The sequence below is a fragment of the Pirellulales bacterium genome (assembly GCA_033762255.1).
In the GTDB taxonomy this organism is placed as follows: domain Bacteria; phylum Planctomycetota; class Planctomycetia; order Pirellulales; family JALHPA01; genus JANRLT01.
This window is the reverse complement of the sequence record JANRLT010000029.1, coordinates 17687-36705: the sequence shown is the minus strand read 5'-3', so window position 1 is coordinate 36705 and position 19019 is coordinate 17687. Positions and strand designations below refer to the sequence as shown.

The 19019-nt window shown below is 55.1% G+C and carries 16 protein-coding genes; 9 read left to right on the top strand and 7 right to left on the bottom strand.

Annotated features, from left to right (window positions below):
* Window positions 1-45 precede the first annotated feature (45 nt).
* A complete protein-coding gene (locus SFX18_08495) occupies window positions 46-720 on the bottom strand; it encodes a CAP domain-containing protein (protein ID MDX1963179.1) in 675 nt (224 codons plus the stop codon).
* A 763-nt stretch (window positions 721-1483) separates the two neighbouring features.
* Between SFX18_08495 and fae the strand changes: the two genes are divergently transcribed.
* From fae to SFX18_08465, 6 genes are all read left to right on the top strand, one after another.
* Window positions 1484-1981 (top strand): formaldehyde-activating enzyme, encoded by a 498-nt coding sequence (gene fae / locus SFX18_08490; GenBank protein MDX1963178.1) that lies wholly within the window; start codon window positions 1484-1486, stop codon window positions 1979-1981.
* A 156-nt stretch (window positions 1982-2137) separates the two neighbouring features.
* Window positions 2138-3019, top strand: a complete 882-nt coding sequence (locus SFX18_08485; protein MDX1963177.1) for an NADP-dependent methylenetetrahydromethanopterin/methylenetetrahydrofolate dehydrogenase — start codon at window positions 2138-2140, stop codon at window positions 3017-3019.
* Between the two features lie 78 nt (window positions 3020-3097).
* Window positions 3098-3364, top strand: coding sequence for a UPF0175 family protein (locus SFX18_08480; GenBank protein ID MDX1963176.1), 267 nt, complete (start codon window positions 3098-3100; stop codon window positions 3362-3364).
* A 5-nt stretch (window positions 3365-3369) separates the two neighbouring features.
* Window positions 3370-3837 (top strand): DUF3368 domain-containing protein, encoded by a 468-nt coding sequence (locus tag SFX18_08475; GenBank protein MDX1963175.1) that lies wholly within the window; start codon window positions 3370-3372, stop codon window positions 3835-3837.
* A 138-nt stretch (window positions 3838-3975) separates the two neighbouring features.
* Window positions 3976-4848, top strand: a complete 873-nt coding sequence (locus SFX18_08470) for an SGNH/GDSL hydrolase family protein (protein ID MDX1963174.1) — start codon at window positions 3976-3978, stop codon at window positions 4846-4848.
* Between the two features lie 279 nt (window positions 4849-5127).
* Window positions 5128-8643, top strand: coding sequence for a HEAT repeat domain-containing protein (locus SFX18_08465; protein MDX1963173.1), 3516 nt, complete (start codon window positions 5128-5130; stop codon window positions 8641-8643).
* Window positions 8644-9511: 868 nt separating this feature from the next.
* Here the strand turns inward: SFX18_08465 and SFX18_08460 are convergent.
* The gene (locus SFX18_08460; GenBank protein ID MDX1963172.1) at window positions 9512-10543 is read right to left on the bottom strand and encodes a ThuA domain-containing protein; all 1032 of its coding nucleotides are present in this window, start codon (window positions 10541-10543) and stop codon (window positions 9512-9514) included.
* Window positions 10544-10865: 322 nt separating this feature from the next.
* Here SFX18_08460 and SFX18_08455 point away from each other — a divergent pair, with 322 nt between their 5' ends.
* Window positions 10866-11825, top strand: a complete 960-nt coding sequence (locus SFX18_08455; GenBank protein MDX1963171.1) for a response regulator — start codon at window positions 10866-10868, stop codon at window positions 11823-11825.
* Window positions 11826-11954: 129 nt separating this feature from the next.
* Here the strand turns inward: SFX18_08455 and fabF are convergent, their stop codons facing one another.
* The 5 genes from fabF to rpmF form a co-directional block, all read right to left on the bottom strand.
* Window positions 11955-13193 (bottom strand): beta-ketoacyl-ACP synthase II, encoded by a 1239-nt coding sequence (gene fabF / locus SFX18_08450; GenBank protein ID MDX1963170.1) that lies wholly within the window; start codon window positions 13191-13193, stop codon window positions 11955-11957.
* Window positions 13194-13217: 24 nt separating this feature from the next.
* Complete coding sequence (acpP, locus tag SFX18_08445) at window positions 13218-13454, bottom strand: acyl carrier protein (GenBank protein ID MDX1963169.1); 237 nt, start codon at window positions 13452-13454, stop codon at window positions 13218-13220.
* Window positions 13455-14227: 773 nt separating this feature from the next.
* Complete coding sequence (gene fabG, locus SFX18_08440; protein MDX1963168.1) at window positions 14228-14992, bottom strand: 3-oxoacyl-[acyl-carrier-protein] reductase; 765 nt, start codon at window positions 14990-14992, stop codon at window positions 14228-14230.
* Between the two features lie 104 nt (window positions 14993-15096).
* A complete protein-coding gene (gene fabD, locus SFX18_08435; GenBank protein ID MDX1963167.1) occupies window positions 15097-16002 on the bottom strand; it encodes an ACP S-malonyltransferase in 906 nt (301 codons plus the stop codon).
* A 212-nt stretch (window positions 16003-16214) separates the two neighbouring features.
* Window positions 16215-16391: a 50S ribosomal protein L32 gene (gene rpmF, locus SFX18_08430; protein ID MDX1963166.1), complete on the bottom strand. Its 177-nt coding sequence runs from the start codon at window positions 16389-16391 to the stop codon at window positions 16215-16217.
* 277 nt (window positions 16392-16668) lie between these two features.
* Here rpmF and SFX18_08425 point away from each other — a divergent pair, with 277 nt between their 5' ends.
* Both SFX18_08425 and larE read left to right on the top strand, forming a co-directional pair.
* Window positions 16669-17898, top strand: a complete 1230-nt coding sequence (locus SFX18_08425; GenBank protein ID MDX1963165.1) for a hypothetical protein — start codon at window positions 16669-16671, stop codon at window positions 17896-17898.
* A 149-nt stretch (window positions 17899-18047) separates the two neighbouring features.
* The gene (gene larE / locus SFX18_08420) at window positions 18048-18926 is read left to right on the top strand and encodes an ATP-dependent sacrificial sulfur transferase LarE (protein MDX1963164.1); all 879 of its coding nucleotides are present in this window, start codon (window positions 18048-18050) and stop codon (window positions 18924-18926) included.
* Window positions 18927-19019: the final 93 nt, after the last annotated feature.

Genomic DNA, 19019 nt, shown 5'->3' with positions numbered 1-19019 from the left:
CATCGTGTGTGTCTGTCGGCCAAATGCTATTGGCTCCGTACAGATTTATCTAAACTGCTGGCACCAAAACATTTGCCCCCCGGATGAATACGCCACGCCCACGCCAATCGACGAATACCGCCCCAAAATATTTGCCCGATGGCCGCTGCTATTCATCCAGCTATTCATCGCCTCGCCGGGGCTACGCTGGCCCATGGCGATATTCTCCGCCACAGGATACCGCCCATGCTGCATGCTGTTGGACCGGGCCATCCAGCTAGCATGGGCGTTGGCCGTACTCATAAGTCCCGCATCGATATTCAAGGGAGCCAATCCATAGCGGGCCCGCTGGGAATTAACCAGGGAGACGACCTGATAGGCCGAATCGCCGCCATAATTAGGGATCGCGGGAGCGGAATTGAGCACAATTGGCGTGGAATAAGTCGCCGGACGCGATGTTACAGTGCCGGTTGCATAGTTTGGCGTGCTGTAAATCACTTGGTTGCTGGTTACCGGTTTTGCCACAGTATGCGGCACGACTTGGCTGACGCTGGTCGCGGGACGTGGTTGCGAATAAACCACCCGTTGCCCGTTGGTATTGACCGCCGGAGCCGAATACACCGGCATCGAATATCGCGGCGTGGCCTGGGATTGCGGCACGGTGCGGGTGACCTTGGGCATATTATAGGTAACGCCCGAACGCCGCTGGCCAAAGGACCGCGAAGAGCGGTTTTGGGCCATCACATCCGATACGGTAAGTGTGAGTACCAAGCTGGCCAAAAAAAACCTTACTTTGTTCATAAACATACTCAACAAGCCTCCGTGAGTGAAAAGGAAACTGATCACTGCAAAACCCTTAGGCAAGGGAGTTGCAAATTGGGCGATTCCCTGAGGATCACAAACTGCTGGAAATAGTTGCCATCTAGGTGCGGACGAGGCACGACAACCGAGTTTTGTGGCCAGACAATTTGTTTAATGACGGCGACGGCAATGCACATATGCCACATCACCGGTCATCGCGCTGGCTGTAATCCCCAAACAAGAATCCTGAACCCACGTGCAACAGCATTCAGCCGCCAGGGTGATTGAGGTGGATTTTTCCGTCGTCAATCAAACACCAAGACTGGCTGTTGAGCGGATTGCACCGCTCCCTCAGGGACCACCGATTTGGTAAGGGGTGATTTGCAACGCGTCCGAGACAAATCACAATCAGGGCAACCTGGGGGAACTTTACCGGTCAAGCTCTGAAATCACCTTACCCGGTCAAAAGACCATTGCAACCCGGGAAATTCCGCAAAAGGATAAAAAAAACATTTGCCCTTGAAATTGGATTTTTTCTTGTTACGATTTTGGGTTGGCTTAAAAATAAGAATCTCATATCCGTGGCGATTTTTCGGCATTTTTCTAAAACTTTGGGGGGTATCGGACTGCCGTCAGATCGACTAAAAATAAGCCGGGTGAGCGAAATTTATTTTGGACTTTTTTCCCTTGGGAGTAACAAAACATGTCCATGTTTGTGGGCGAAGCCCTGGCTGGCGACGGAAACGAGATCGCGCATATCGACTTATTGATTGGCAGCAAGGATGGCCCGGTGGGAAATGCCTTTGCCAATGCTTTGGCCCGCCAAAGCGAAGGCCACAACAACCTCTTGGCGGTTTTAACCCCCAATTTGGCCGTCAAACCCGCCACGGTCATGATTACTAAGGTCACAATCAAGGGGATGAAGCAAGCCGTGCAAATGTTTGGCCCCGCACAGGCCGCCGTGGCCAAGGCCGTGGCCGATTCGGTGGCGGATAACGTGATTCCCGCCAGCAAAGCCGAGGATCTGGTCATTGTTTGTGGCGTGTTTATCCATCCCCAAGCGGCCGATGACAAGAAAATCTACGATTACAACTACGAAGCCACCAAAATGGCGATCGTCAATGCCATGGGTGGCAAGCCGACCGCGGCGGAAATGATTGCTGGCAAAGACAGCGTCAAACACCCCTTCCGCGGATTTTAGTGTCTCATGAACTAGCGCGGTCCCATGAATCCTGGTTATTATGCACAGCCGGCGAGGCAATTCGTCGGCTGTTGCCTTATCATGCTGTATTAACATGTCACGCACCTGGGCCTTCCATCGCCGCGTGCCGCCACCGCCAAATTTTCAGTATCACCTATGAGTCCTGCCCAAATTCTGTTGCAACTGGATCCTGATCCCCAGCCCAGCGTCTTTGATGGGGTGGTGGCGGTGGATGCGGGGGTGGCCCAGTTGTTTCGTCATGGCGGGGTCACGCCCGCACAGGTAACAGAACTAGTCTATGGCTGCATTTTTACCCGGGGGGGTGATAAGCTGCGGCACACCGCGATCTTTGTTGGCGGCAGTCAGGTTGCTCCGGCGGAAGAGCTTTTTCGACAGGTGCAGCGGACGTTTTTTGGGCCGATGCGGGTCTCGGTCATGCTGGACGCCAACGGCTCCAACACCACGGCGGCGGCGGCCGTCCTAGCGGCAAAAAAGCATATGAATTTGGCGGATGCGGTTTTTTTGGTATTAGGCGGGACGGGACCGGTGGGGCAACGGGTCGCGCGATTACTCGCCGGGGCGGGGGCGACTGTGCGGGTTGGGTCGCGCCAGCTAAATCGGGCCAGCAGCACTTGCACGGATTTGCGATTGCGGGTCCCGGGGGGAAAGTTTGAGCCAGTCGCCACGCTAGCACATGAGGACCTTCTTCCTGCGCTTGCGGGCGCGCAAGGGATCATTGCCGCGGGGGCGCCCGGCGCGGAAATGCTGGCCGAGTCCGTCCGCCGTCAATGCCCTGACCTGCGGGTGGCGATCGACCTGAATGCTGTCCCCCCCGTGGGACTGACGGGGGTCTCGCCCACGGATGCCGGAACCGAGCGGGACGGCGTGGCGACCTACGGGGCGTTAGGCGTGGGAGGGACCAAAATGAAAATCCACAAAGCGGCGATTGCCAAGCTGTTCACGGCGAATGATTTAACGCTGGACGCGGAAGAGATTTATCAATTGGGCGTGGAATTACGCGGGGAAGGGAAATGCTAAGGGGAAAAAACAAGTGCGATTGTTATTGTTTATGATGATATAATAGAATATCGGAAATCGATTAACAGGAGATAATCCATGTCAGTAACCTTTGATCTACCACCGGAACTGGAATTGCAATTGCGGCAAGATTTGGCGAATTTGGATTTACTGGCAAAGGAAGCCGCTATGGTTGAATTGTATCGCCTGGGGAAATTATCGCATGTTGAATTATCAACTGTCTTGCGGTTGGACCGGTTTGCAACCGATGCACTCTTGAAGCAATATCATGTGATCGAAGATTTGCAGTCTGTTGAGGAATTTAAGGCTGAATCCGAGGCATTGCACAAGCTGCTCGATGGCTAACTGTGATGGTCGTCGTTTCCGATACATCCCCGCTGCACTATTTAATACTCATTGACAGTGCAGAGATATTAGCCAAACTTTTTGGAAGTTTACTGATCACTGAAGGCGTTTTCCAGGAATTGCAAAATGCAAATACTCCCAGCAAGGTGCGTGACTGGCTAAATCCATTACCTCACTGGATAAGTGTTCAACAACCCCTGCACACCTTGCGTATTCCCCATTTACATCTGGGGGAATCAGAAGCGATCTCGCTCGCTCTGGAGTTATCCGCCAATCTATTGATTATTGATGAACGTATTGGCAGAAAGGCCGCAAATCAACTTCAACTGCGGACGACAGGAACCCTCGGTGTCTTAAATTTGGCTGCGTCCCAAAAGTTAATCTCCCTGTCAACAGCCATTTCCGCCTTGCAAACCACCAGTTTTCGCGCTGATCCCCGACTCATTGCCGAATTATTGCGGTCAACTCCCTAAGTGGCTTATATTATAGCTGTACGCTGGCATTCTGCTTGTCAGCAGGTTTGGCGCTTATTGACAGTTTATTGGGAAGGAGCAAACCCGCTTATGTGCCGCTGTGCGCTCGGGCTACTGTTGTGTTGGTGTATTTCTGTTGTGATCGGTAGTAGCGGATCCCTCGTCCGTGCCGCGGAGGCTGATCCACCGGCTAGCTCCTCCCCCGCCACGTGGCTGGATCTGCGTGATGGTGACCGGGTGGTGTTTTTGGGGAATACGTTCTTGGAGCGCGAGGGACGCTATGGCCACCTGGAAGCGCGGCTGACGGCCCTCCATCCCGGCAAGAAAATCATCTTTCGCAACCTGGGCTGGTCGGGAGACACCGTTTGGTGCGACTCGCGGGCCTATTTTGATAAGCCAGCCGACGGCTACCGCCGCACGCTGGAACTGTTGGCCGAATTAAAACCCACGGTCATTTACCTGTCGTACGGCGGAAACGAGGCCCACGCCGGCCAGGCGGGGTTGGTGGATTTTGAGAAACAATGCCTTCAGTTAATTGCTGATCTAAAAAAGCAGACGGATCGAATTGCAATCTTGGAACCGCTGCCGTACCACGCTGCCAGCGGGAACAACCCCGAGAAATACAACTCCGCGCTGGCCACGTACACCGCCGCTTTACGAAAAATTGCCCAGATGGAACAGTTGACCTTTTTGGCTTATCCCTCGGACGCCGCGCGGGGGGAAGCCTCATCGCTCACCTACAACGGCTTGCATCTTGATGATGCCGGTTACGTCTCCGCCGCTAAGCTGTTGTTTACCCCCCCGGATGGCCGCGATGCGCAGCCCAGTGATGAATTGCGGCAAAAGATCATCGCCAAAAACGAGTTGTTTTTTCATCGCTGGCGGCCGCAGAATCAAACGTATCTGTTCGGTTTTCGCAAGCATGAGCAAGGTCAAAACGCCAAAGAGATCGCCCAGTTTGATCCCTTGGTCGCCAAACTGGAAGAGGAAATTTGGGCGTTGAATCGGTAGTTTATGAATTGTAGCAGGCACCGTCCCGGTGCCGTATGAGTCAATGTAGTAAGCATCGTCCCGGTGCCGTATGAGTCAAAGTAGTAGGCACCGTCCCGGTGCCGTATGAGTCAATGTAGTAAGCACCGTCCCGGTGCCGTATTTGTAAGTTTTTTTGCGACTGCGATCCTTTTCCGCCGATACCATCAGCGACGTTGTTGTTCCTCCGCCGATACCATCAGCGGCTATGTTCGCTAAAAACCAAAAACCAAACCTCCAAACTCCACAGCTCCCACTCACATGCTTTCCCGGCTCTTTCGCTTGCCGTTGATATTGACCCTGCTCTTGAACGCAGCGCACAGCAATTTACCAAATCTGCACGCCCAGCGGCCTGGTGACCCTAACGCCCTGGGGATTCCGTCGACCGATCCCGAGGACGAGCGCAAGACATTTCAACTGCCGCCGGGGTTTGAGGTGAATTTGTTTGCCGCCGATCCGCGCCTGGCCAAACCCATCCAGATGAACTGGGATGCCCAGGGGCGGTTGTGGGTCGCCACCAGCGAGACCTACCCGCAAATCCAACCGGGGGTCCCCGCCGATGATAAAATCCTTATCCTAGCGGATCTCGACCGGGATGGCGTGGCTGATCAGACGACCGTGTTTGCCGGCGGACTACTCATCCCCACGGCGGTTATTCCCGGTGATGGCGGAGCGTATGTCGGCAACAGCACCGAGCTACTGCATTTGAAAGACACTAACGGCGACGGCCGGGCGGATAATACGCGGGTGGTGTTATCCGGCTTTGGGACCGAAGATACGCATCATATTATTCATACGTTGCGTAATAGCCCCGCCGGGGATCTGTGTTTTGCGCAGTCCGTGTACATTCACAGCCATATTGAAACGCCGCGCGGTGTCCGGCGGTTGAACGCCGGGGGATTTTGGCAGTATCATCCCCGCACGCAGGACCTGCGCGTTTATGCCAAGGGGCTGGTTAATCCCTGGGGGATGGCCTGGGATCGCTGGGGACAAAGCTTTGCCACTGACGGCGCCGGCAACGAGGGGATTAATTACGTATTCCCTGGTTCCATCATGACCTGGGCCGACGAGTCCGAAAAAATCGTCAAGGGGCTAAATCCCGGCAGCCCCAAGCATTGTGGCCTGGAGGTGGTGGAATCTAGCAATTTTCCGCCGGAATGGCAGGGAAATTTGATCACCAATGACTTTCGGGCGCAGCGGGTCTGCCGGTTTGTGCTCGGCGAGGATGGCGCGGGCTATGCCGCGCGGGAGATGCCGGAGTTGATCAAATCATCACATCAGGCGTTCCGCCCCGTCGATGTCAAAATGGGCCCCGACGGCGCGCTTTATATCGCCGATTGGTACAACCCGATTATTCAACATGGCGAGGTTGACTTTCGCGATCCGCGCCGCGATAAGACCCACGGCCGCATTTGGCGCGTCACTTATAAAGCTCGTCCCCTCGTCAAGTATCAACCATTGACCGAGCTTTCGGCCGCGGAATTATTGGCCAAACTCGATAGTCCCGAACTGTGGGAACGCGAACAAGCCCGGCAATTGCTGCAAGAACGGGGACCGGAATTTTCCGGTGTTGAATTAGCTAAATTGGTGGAAAACTTTACTCCCCAAAATGCCGCACAAGAGCGGCTGGGTTTGGAATATTTATGGCTCTACCGCGCGTGGCAGTCTCCACGCCGGCACTTAATAGCAAAATTAATTCACGCTACCGACCCCCGTGTGCGCGCGGCGGCGACACGGGTTTGGGGGGAGTGGGCGGAGGATATTTCCGCGACATTTGTGAATTCCCAGGGAGGCTTACCCGTCATTGCCGCCGCCCTGACGGACCCCCATCCCCGAGTGCGGTTAGAGGCCTATCGCGCCGCCATCCGTGCTCCCCAACCAGAAATTTTAAACCTGGTCGCCGCCGCGCCGCTCACGTCCAATGACCGCTTTTTGGAATTTGCGCAGTGGAAAACCTTTCGCGACTTGCGCTCCTTATGGTTGCCACGCATCGAACGGGGGGAAAACCCCTTTGGCGAGAATGTCAACGCGCTGGTCTTTGCCCTGCAGGCGGTGGGTGGCGGACAAAGCGCTGCTCCATTGCGGGCGCTCTTGGAAAAAGGCCAGCTCAATCCCGAACAACAGGCCCAGTTGATCCAGGTCGTGCTAACCCAGGGAAGCCCGGACGACGCTGGCTGGGCTCTCGCGCGGGGAGTCCTGGCCGACACGCCCCTGAGCATCCGCCAGGCGGTATTTTCTGGCTTGGCGGCAAATTTGTCACGCTACGCGCAGCCTGTGCCGGGGGCGGAAGCGGCCCTGCGGAAAGCGAGCGATGCGCAAGATCCCCCCACGCGGATCGCCGTGGCGCAATTGATCGGGGCCTGGAAATTGCCCCAGTTGGAAGAAACCATCCTCAAGTGGAGCAGCGAACCGCTGGAACCCGTTCCGGTACGTCTGGCGGCCATACGCGCGTTGGGTGGCCTGGGGACAGCGACCGCCAAAGAAGAACTGCGCAAGTTTCTTACTTCGGCCGAGCAATATCCCTTTTTGCGGGCGGAGGCGGCAATAGCGATGGGTCAACTGGAATTGCCAACCGCAATCGAACTTACCGTCAAGCAACTTCTTATCCAATTGCGCGTCAGCGATGAACTGGCGCGGGTCTGCGCGGAACTGCAGCAAGCCCCCGGCGCGGCGGAGCTGTGGAAAAAGCAACTTCAGGGGGTTAATATCTCTGCGGATGCCGCGCGCTTGGGCCTGCGGGCCGCGCGGCGGCTGGCCAAACGCGATCCAGATTTGGAACAAGCGTGGCAACTGGCGGGGGGGCTGGGCGAGTCGCGGACCTTTACTCCCGCGGAAATCTCGGCCATGTTGGCTGACCTGCCCAAAGCGGGAGACGCCGCGCGGGGAGAAGCGATTTATCGCCGGGCGGAGCTCAATTGCCAAAAATGCCATGCGATCGGCGGCGCCGGCGGCGTGGGCGGACCGGAACTGCGCAGCCTGGGGGCCAGCGCTCCCGCGGATTATATTTTGCAGTCGCTCATCGACCCCAGTGGCAAGATCAAGGAAGGATACAACGCGCTCTTGGTCGAGGACCACGACGGCAAATCCCACAGTGGAATCAAAATTCGCGAAACAGATCAGGAACTGGTCTTGCGCAATAGCGAAGATCAGGAAGTCGTTTTGCAAAAAGCCACTCTGAATCCACCCCAACTAGCGCAGACTTCGCTGATGCCGGTGGGATTGATTGAGGAATTGACTCGCCAGGAATTGCTGGATTTAACCCGGTTTTTATCGGAATTGGGCAAGGATGGGCCCTATGCCGTTGGTCAACGCCGCCTGGCACGCACCTGGCAAACGCCCGCGCCGGTGGGGGACACATTCACGCTGTTGGGGCGGATTGGGGTGCCAGTGGTCTTGGACCAGTCCGGGCCATTGACGTGGAGTTCGGTTTATAGCACCGTCAACGGAGAATTGCCGCTGGATGGGCTGACGCGGCAAAAATTTGGGGCCAACCAGCAGGCGGTGGCTTTTGTGCGGACGCGGCTAGAGGTCAGTTCCGCCGGACTGGTGGTCCTGCGGATTGCCAATCCACGCGGCGTAGCGCTCTATGTGAACGGCCAGCAAGAAGCCTTGGCTAAGAATGCCGCCGGAGCGGGAGAAGCCACCTTGGACCTACCGGTCGGCCGGCACACGGTGGTTTGCGCCATCGAAGCCGATGTCCGCTCCGACCCCCTGAGCCTGGAGTTGCTGGACGCCGAAAAATCCCCCGCCCAAGCGCAATGGGTGGGGGGCAAATAAACAAAAGCGGACGAAATTGTATTGGATTCGGATCGGGTGGAAAGATAAATTGAATTTGGGGTTGCGGTTATGCGATTTAGAGCGCGTTGTATTTATATGTGGCGTTCTGGCTGGCTACGACTGTGTTGTGCTTCGTCGAAGTTCATCGAAGAATCTTCGGATTTGTTTGCTTTGTTCTCCTTGCCCAACTTGACTCGCCGACGCCATTTACGCCAATTTTATCCTAAACGCTCTCAAATTAGTCAGGTGCGACAATGACAGACTGGCGAGATCGAATTGTAATTGATCCTCAAGTATTAGTTGGTAAACCCGTCATTCGCGGGACGAGAATCGCGGTGGAATTTATAGTCGATTTGCTTGCTCGGGGATGGACTCAAGAGCAAATTTTGGAAGAGTACGATCACTTACAATACGCGGACATTCTTGCATGCTTAAACTACGCAAGTGAGATATTAAAATCAGAGCGCGTATATCACGCGACACCCTAATTTAGGCATCATGATGCTAAGAATGATTGTGATCGAAAATTTATCGAACTCCATGATTCGAGAATTGCGAAATCGCGGACATGAAGTTTTATCAGTGAAAGAGTCATTGTCTGGTGCTAGCGACTTGGAAATTTAAAAACTCGCTCAACAAGAATTGCGACTTGTCGTTACACAAGACAAGGATTTTGGAGAATTGGCATTCCGCAATAAAGTCGACGCTCGAGCAGGGATCATTTTATTTCGACTTGCTGGAGAATCTCCCCAAGCTGATGTCCAGAGAATGATTTCAGCAATCGAAAGTCGATCAGATTGGGAAGGTCATTTTGTGGTGATCACTGATGATCGTATTAGGATGCGGCCACTCGTTTGAAATTCTTAACTCACTTCCCCTCCCACTCGTGATCGCTCGGCTTTTTTCCTTTTACAAAGCCATTAAAGGCAAATTTGCTGGGCCGGTATTCCCCCACGATCTCAACCTTGGCACCAGGTTTGATCTGGTCATCCATGTTCAACGCCCAATACGCCGCGTTGACCAATAGCCGTCGGTAACCTTCGTTTTCAAAATCCTGGGCCGAACCCATCGTACTGGTAAAAATCCGCGCCAATTTGCCATTTTCGGCGGCGTAATGGTACGTCCAGGCAATCGGCATCATGGGTTCGTTCTTTTCCCCTTTGACCGGCGGATCATTCGCGGACATCCCGTCCACCACTTGGCCTAAGACGACCGGTTGGCAACCCTTGGGCAGGGGCAACCGCACGCCATAGACATCGGTGGGCCCCCAAATATCGCCATCCTGCAAACCGCGGGTGATGGGGTGTTCCTTGGCATCCGGGGCAATGATTCCGCGCGTGCTTTCCGAGCCATGATTGCCGTGATGATTGATCCAGGTCTCGCCCAGCACTTGTCGGCCAAAGCCGCCATCCCAATCTTTATTATTGAAGGAGAATTTGGCGAATTTTTTATTGTCTGGAATATTAAAGGCGTGGGTGGCGGTGCGTATGCCGATGATTGGCTTGCCAGATTCCAAGTAATCGGCAATGTGTTGCATTTGGTCATCCGGTAGATCGCGAAAGCGGGTCATCAAAATCAGCAGATCGGCCGTCTTGAGCGCTTCCAAACCCGGAATATTGCTGACATTGGGATGGATGGTGCCGTCCGCCGTATCAATGGGAAACAGCACCGTACACTCAAAGCCGTGGTGTGCGGCCAAAATTTTACCCAGTTGGGGCAACATTTCCTCGCTGCGGTATTCCTCGTCCCCGCTTACCAGGACAATCTGCTTCGCTTTTACCGGTCCGGTTTTACCGGCATATTTTACCCCGGGGGATTCCGCTCCAGTCGCGGGCCATGCCACGGTCAAAGCGCAAATGATTGCCAGGCAACTGTTTAACAAGGGAAATTGAGCGCGCATGGGTGTTACTTTTTTAAGCTAAAGACACGTGGGTGATGACCTAACAGCCGGGTCATTTTAACAGGATTGTGGGGATTATCGCAACAATATCGTTTAATCGACCACGAAAGGGGACAAAAGACCTGTCCCGGATTGGGAAACTCCGCAAAAAGCCAAGCTAAAGCCTGGTATTGCCGTGTCATTTGGCTTCTGCCCAAAAATTAACCTACATATTGGTATGATTTATCACAGGGGCTAACTTGTTGATCGGAAACATGTTGCACAACATCGGCGTCCTCTTCCATTAATCATTGTTAGCCCCCTTGTTAGTGGTTAGCCCGTTATGCAAGCCTCCGCCACGATTTTACACGCAGATCATGATCCCTTATTGACCCGTATTGTGGGTAAGTGTTTGGAAAAGGCTGGTTTTCACTGCCGGGCGTTGCATCAGGCGGATGAATTACCAAATGAATTAGCCAATGGCCATTACGATATTTTGCTGCTGGATTTGGATATACCGGGGGAGAATGGATTAGAAGTTTTGGCGAAAGTGCGCAAAATTGACCCATACTTGTCGGTAATTATTTTAACCAGCCAAGTTTCCTTAAATACGGTGATGGAAGCCCGTTATTTGGGGGCTGAATACTGCTTTTTTAAGCCGATCATGGATTTTGCGCCCCTGATCGCCGCGCTTCGCGACGCGATCCAACAACGCGAGCACTGGCGAAATCTTTCTCAGTCGCTGCTGCATACCGAACGGCAAAACGCCCGCGCGAATTCCACACTCAATCATGCAGGCCCAGGTGCGTCGGCGAATTCGGCCGCTGTTGCGCGATCCGCAGATCCCCATCGTGATAATCTTGACGACCTGCTGCTGCCGGAAACCAGCGGCGAAATGGCCCTACGGGATGCCGAGGTTTTTTGCGAATTTCTAGAAGAACTGGGAGCTGTCTCCGCGGTTGATCTGCAAAATGCCATGTCCCTGCTTAAGGCGCAAACGCCGAAGATTGGGCATTTGGCGTTGCAATCGCGGGTGCTAACGATCAGCCAGGTGCTGGAAATCTTGCAGCGGCAAGCCCAAACCAACGAGCTGTTTGGCCAGGCGGCCTTGGCGGGGGGCTACATGACCGAACAGGATTTGGAGATGCTCTTGGAATTACAAGCGGAAAGCGTCCCCAGTCTGAGCGAAACCCTGGTCGCGTTGGGACTTTCCACCGAAGAGGAAATGCAGAATTATCTCAAGGATTTTCATCTGCTGCGCATCCGGGGTAAAACACCCGCCGTGCATGAACATCCGCGGTAACGAGAGGGGAGGCGGGGGACGGGAGACAGGAGAACTAGGGGAGGCATCTCCGTTGCCTAATCCCTTTGCGACGAATTCCACTCGCCATATCCCCGTATCGTGGGCGTGCTCCCCCTGCCGGAGCAATTTTTAGCGCAACGCCCCGATAATCACCGCCGCGTTATGCCCCCCAAAGCCAAAGCTATTGCTCATCGCCGCGCGGACGGTGCGTTCTTTGGCCCGATGGGGCGTATAGTCCAGATCGCATGCCGGATCGGGATTATCCAGATTGATTGTCGGCGGGATCAGACCATCCCGCACGGCCAAGGTGATAAACACCGCCTCCACCCCGCCGCTGGCCCCCAGCATGTGGCCCAACTGGCTTTTCGTGCTGCTCACACTGACTTTATACGCGTGATCGCCAAAGACCGTCTTGATCGCCTGCGTCTCCGCCGCGTCCCCTAGCGGCGTGCTGGTACCGTGGGCGTTAATGTAGTCGATCTCGGTCGGGGTCATGCCCGCGTCGGCCAGGGCCAGTTCCATCGCCTTGGCCGCGCCGCGACCTTGTTCGTCCGGCTGGGTGATGTGGCTACCGTCGGCGGTCGTGCCATAGCCCAATAGTTCGCCATAGATCCTGGCACCGCGGGCCTGGGCGTGTTCTAGTGATTCCAAAACCAAGATGCCCGCCCCCTCGCTCAGGACAAAGCCGTCACGGTCGATGTCAAAGGGGCGGCTGGCGGCGGCTGGATTGTCGTTGCGTTCGGACAAGGCCCGCATGTTGGCAAAGCCGGCGATGCCGATGCCGGTCACGGCGGCCTCGGCCCCCCCTGTTAGCATGACATCCGCCACGCCATGTTGAATGGCATGATACGCGTCGCCAATGGCGTTGGCCGCGCTGGCGCAAGCGGTCGCCACGGCGGTATTAATGCCCCGCAGGCCAAAATGAATTGACAGGTGACCGCTGGCGGCGTTGGCCATCATTTTAGGAATCAAAAACGCCGAAACGCGATCAGGTCCCTTCAGCGTCAGCCGGGTGATTTGTTCCTGAATCTCGTTCAGCCCGCCAATGCCCGAACCCACAATGACACCGCAGCGCCAGGGGTCTTCTTTGGCAAAATCCAGGCCCGAATCGCGAACAGCGTCGATCCCCGCGACGATCGCAAACTGGGTAAAGCGGTCAATTCGCTTTTCATCCTTGGGGGAGATATAGCCGGTCGGGTCCCAGTTGGGAATGTCTCCGCCGAATTTAACTTTAAACTTTTCGGTATCGAGCGTGGTTAGCGGATGGATGCCGCATTCACCGCGCAGAATCCGCGCCCAAAGCTCTTCCACTTTGGTACTGAGCGCGGTAACGGCTCCCAATCCGGTGACAACCACTCGGCGTTTCATCAGAGGTTGGCCAACTCCCGCGGCTCACTTCTGGGTTTTTTCGATATAGTCAATTGCTTGACCGACGGTTTGAATTTTTTCAGCTTCTTCCTCGGGAATGTTGATGTCGAATTCTTCTTCCAACTCCATCACCAATTCCACGGTATCCAGGGAATCCGCGCCCAGGTCATTAATAAATGAGGTTTCACGGGTCAATTGATCCCGCTGCACGCCCAATTGATCAGCCACAATATCAAACACGCGATCTTGTACGGAAGCCACCTTCGGGTCCCTCCTAGTTGTATTTTGTAGGATTAATGTTATTGCAGCACATTTCCGCCAGTATCGCGCCCGCGAAAGCCAGCGTAACCGTCAACCACAGTGATGCCCGCCTACCATAGTAACGCCAAGGCATCCGACGGTCGTGATGACTAACGGATTGGTGATCGTCAAAATGACTTGCCGATTCCGCCGCACCAAGCTGCCTCCAGGGTAACGGGGCCCTTTCGCGGAATGTTTAAAAAATCGTCAAGTTTGTTAAACCAGGAAAACCCTGACAACAACTTAGGCCGTCTGGGTCAACCATGCTTTAAAATAGAGGATTTTCACAATCCAGGTCAAGGTATACCGCTTTTAAGCCCCCCTGTCCAGATGACTGCCCCCCCAATTCCCGCCATTCGGCTGAAAAATGCGGTAAGCTGCTTTCTGGACAAATTTGTATTATGTATGTTGCCGCATTTTTATCTTGTGTCACAAAGTAAAAAATCGCGAGGAAGGGAATGACCCGGAAAAAGTCAATGCTAGCAAGATCACCAGCGCTATCTCGCTGGAAAAACGCTCAATGAGAAGGTTCCCGGCTTTCTGGTCCATGACAAACAAGAAAAATCAGGGAGATAAAGTCCGCGATCGGGGACCTGGAATCCCTGTTCACAGATCAAACGTTGTTCCCTGGCACGCACGGTGGGTTAAATGCCATATCCTGGCTAACGTGGCGGGCTCAGATGGTTTCTCCCTTGCTCACGCTGCGGGCTGAATTGCTTGGCGTCAACAAACGCTTAGGCGGTCAGGCCACCATCGATTGTCAGGCAAATCCCGGTAATGTAACCGCTACCCGGCGCTGCCAAAAATAGGACTGTGTCGGCCACTTCTTCGGCCCGGCCCAGACGCTGTACCGGAACTCGTTTCTTGACCTCGTCAGCCAGGGCTGGCCCGAGCGCGGCGGTCATTTCGCTTTCGATAAAGCCGGGAGCGACCGCGTTGACTGTGATATTGCGCTTGGCCATTTCCTTGGCCACCGTCGCGGTAAAGCCAATTAATCCCGCCTTGGTCGCGGAGTAATTCGCCTGCCCGGGATTTCCCATCAACCCCGAAACACTGGAAATATTGATGATCCGCCCATAACGCTGGCCCATCATCGTGCGCAGGACGGCCCGCGTGAACAAAAACGGTCCCCGCAGATTGGTATTTAACACGTCATCCCATTGCTCGTCCTTCATGGCCAACAGCAACGTATCGCGGGTAATTCCGGCGTTATTGACTAAAATATCCACACGCTGCCAGTCCGTCGCGATCTGGTCCACAACTTCGGTCACGCTGGCAGATTGGGTGACATCCACGGCAAATGCCGTGGCTTGGCCACCGGCGGCGGTGATGGCTGCCACGGTTTCGGCCAGTTTGGCCTGATCACGGGCCAGGCAGGCGACCTTGGCCCCGCACTCGCCCAGTCGTAGGGCGATGGCCTTGCCCAGACCGCGAGACGCCCCGGTGACAATGGCCACTTGGCCGGTTAAATCGACTTGAATCCGTTTATTATCCGCCATTGGTTTTGTCTCTAAAAAAATTAGTCGTTAATGGATGTCAGGCGTAGGGAGGATTGTGATCCGCCAGGATGGAGAAACTCAAAAATGGCCGAAAATATTCCGCCCTACTCGCTGGTTCCCAGGCATTCCAGTTTGCGGTCGATCCGTTTAAGCAAACCCCGTAGGACGCGGCCTGGACCGACTTCCCAGCAGGTGGTAACGCCTGTCCCAAGAATATAACGCTGCGAATTTTCCCAGAGGACGGGGGAGCAAACCTGCCTTACCAATAGGTTGCGAATTTCAACAACGTCGCTATGGGGAAGGGCGTCGACGTTGGAAACGACGGGAATGCGCGGCGGACGCAGGGTCACACTTTCGAGGGCTCCCCGCAGACGGGTGACCGCCCCTTGCATCAATTCGGTATGAAACGCCCCCGCCACCGCCAGGGGGATCACTTTCATGGCCCCCCGCTCGGCGGCTAATTCGGAAGCGCGCGCGAGTGCGGCTTTTTCGCCGGAAATAACGATATTTCCGGGGCAGAGCAAATTCGCGACAGCAAGTACCGACCCGGCGGCGGCATCGTGACAAATAGTCTCCACCTGGGGACGATCTAGCCCCAAGATACTCACCATGCCGCTGGGAACAGCGTCGGCCGCGGCCTGCATGGCGGCCCCCCGTTCGGCAACGATTCGCAGTCCATCGGCAAAATCCATCACCCCCGCAAAGACCAGCGCCGGATATTCACCCAGACTGAGGCCGGCGGTAATCGACACTTTTTCCACCAGATCTGGTTGTTTTTCACGTAGAACCGCCAATGCCGCTAAACTAGTCACATACAAGGCGGGCTGGCTAAAACTGGTGGTGTCTAACTTTTGCGCCGGACCTTCAAAGCATAAGTTCGCCAAGTCATACCCCAAGATTTGGGATGCCTTTTGAAACAGATCCTTTGCGACGAGGGAAGAATCAAAATCAGCCCGGCCCATGCCGACTGTTTGTGCGCCTTGCCCAGGAAAGAGAAACGCCGTGCTCAATGGTCGCAGTACGAGAAGCGTGATGTGCTAAAAATTTTAGAGAGCCGATATTCTGGGGACCCTTAGAATCCCCTCGTGCCCAACTCGTAGCAGTTCAGAAATGACGCAGTTCAGAAATGATACTGCCACAGATACAATCACTGCAAAATAATCACCCGCCGACCAAAACCAGCGGAGGGGAATAAAAGCCGCAGAGGGCCGATAAATCCCACCTAGGTCGTTTCGACCGCCGTGCGATTCATATAATAACCACAGTTGGGGCAAACAACGTGCGTCGGGACGGACTTGCTGCACTGAGGGCAAAAAGTCAACTGGCGCGGCTTTTTGTGATGATGTGACCGACGGTTGCCGGTGCGGGAGTTGGATTGACGTCGTTTCGGTACGGCCATGGTCGCACACAAGGGCTGATATAGCAAAAAATATCGCCTCCCGGCGGGAGGCCTGTCCCAAAATTTGGGAAACCTCCTTTGTAAAGGATACCGTGGCTGGCGTCAATGAGTGGGCCAGAGCAATTTACCTGGAAAATTGCAGAAAATGCTGACTCCCAACTCACAAGTTACAGGTATTTGTGGGCAAATATGCATATTCCTGTTATCTTGCCACTGACTGACTGGGAATTCCCGCCCTTCCGCCAAAGACTGACGCCCCACAAACGAATTATGATCTATGGAAACTCCCAATTCTGGTTCGCAGCCGCCGCCTAGCCCCGATCCAGCCCCACCACCGGCGATCATTTCACCGCCAACCGTCCCCGTGAAAGCAGCCCCCGCAGCGGGGACCGACGTTTTGTCCAACACGGTTCCTCTTACCCCGTCCCAACGGCGTTATTTATGGCTCTGGGGAGCGGGGATTGCCCTGTTGTTTGCTCTCACCGGGTGGTTGGCCATGGGGGTGCAAGGGCGTAATCGGCAGCAAACGGCGATAAATCATCGCATGCGCATGGATCCCCGCCAAAACGAAGAGGGCCTGACGCCCATTCAGTGGGAACTGCCCGCCAACGCCCGGCCTCTGGTCGTCACCACGGGAATTTACCTGGACCGGATTTCCGAGATTTCGATAAGGGATGTCACGCTGGTGGTTGATTTTTACATTTGGTTTCGGTGGCGGGGGGGTGACTTTGACCCAGCGGAGAGTTTTCAGGTGGTGAATGGGACGATCGATTCCCGCGAAGTGATCGACAAATTTGACAATGGCGACGAGCATTATGTGCAATACCGAGTACTGGCCAAAATCACCAAATTTTTTGACGTGGCCCGTTTTCCCTGCGATGAGCACCTGATCACGATCAATATCGAAAGCCCCATCCGTCCCCGCGCGGAACTGCTTTTTGCGGTGGATCAGGACAACACCCATATTAGCAGCCGTGTCAAAGTCACCGGATTTGCCATGCGGCCCCACCAGGCCATCGAAAAAGCGCACACGTATAAAACAAACTTTGGCGATCCGCGCCTCGCCGGGCAAAAATACGTGACCTTTTCGCAATTTCGCCTGGGCTTTGAGATTGTCCGCAGCGGCTGGGGTTTTTATTTGAAGATGTTTTTGCCGCTGTATATCTCGGTTTCGATTGCCATGCTGGCGTTCTTTATCCGACCCACCAATGTCGATCCCCGCTTTGGCCTAGGCGTGGGGGGGCTGTTTGCGGCGGTGGCAAATTCTTACATCACCTCGGCCCTTTTGCCCGACAGCGGCATTTTGGTCCTGGCGGATCTCATTAATGAGCTGGGGATCTTCATGATTCTGTTGACGTTGATCCAATCGGCAATCTCCCTATACATTTTGGAAAAGCTGGAAGCGGAAACATTTCAGCGGTGGTTTGACCGGATTTCGTTTGCACTATTAGGAAGCGGCTATGTCTTGTTAAATGTCGCCCTGCCTTGGTCGGCCACCGCGGCGTGAGGCGCGCCAGGTCGGGCCTGTCATCCAGCCAGCGTGGAAAGGCGGGAGTATTGCGGTCCGCCCGCGTTTGTTCCCCTCTCGCGGGAGCGAGAAAAGCACTTCCCCCCTGGTTCTGGACTTGTCTTGTGGCGGTGCCTTAAAATATAGATATGTCCCAACAGCCCTGCTTATCGCCGTCCCCCGCTGTGCCAGCGGAAACGCTCCCTTACAAAAAGACCAGCGACCTGGCCAATCGCCTGCTGGCCACACTTGCTAGCTATCAATCTTGCGTCGTGGCGTTTTCGGCCGGGGTTGATAGCACGGTTGTCGCCGCAGCCGCGCAGCGGGCGCTAGGTTCACGGGCTTTGGCCGTGACCGGTACCAGTGCCAGCCTTCCCGCGGGCGAATTGGACCAAGCCCGGGAATTGGCAGCGCGGATTGGCATAAGGCACCAAATCATAGCCACGGATGAATTTAACGAGGCGGCGTATGTGCAAAACGCCCCGGACCGCTGCTTTCACTGCAAAACCGAACTTTATCAGCGGTTGGAACATATTCGCCTGGCCCAGGGTTTGGCCGTGATCGTCAACGGGGCGAACGTGGATGATTTGGGCGATTACCGGCCAGGAATGCAAGCCGCGGCAAATTACCACGTGCGCAGCCCGCTGGTCGAATGTCAAATCGATAAATCCGGTGTGCGGGCGATAGCGGAGTATTGGCAACTCCCCATTTGGGACAAACCCGCGGCTCCCTGCCTGTCTAGTCGGGTGGCGTATGGCCAGGCGGTGACTCCGGAGCGGTTGCAAATGATCGACAAGGGAGAGGCGTGGCTGCGGGAGCGGGGATTTCGGGTGGCCCGGGTTCGGTACCATGCGGGGGACCTGGCCCGGATCGAGGTGGAATCACCCCAGATCGCGCGGCTTTGCGCTGATCCGCTGCGCGGCGAACTAGAGGCCGCCCTGCGAGCTTTTGGCTGGAAATACGTGACCGTGGATGCGGCGGGATTTCGTAGCGGCAGCCAGAATGAGTTATTGCCCATCTTAGGCTAGAGTGCCGAAAATGCCGACCAGATCGATGTAGGCGGGGAATTGCGAGTGCGGGTAAACTTAGGGGGTTATTGCGCACCATCCATCACTACCCAT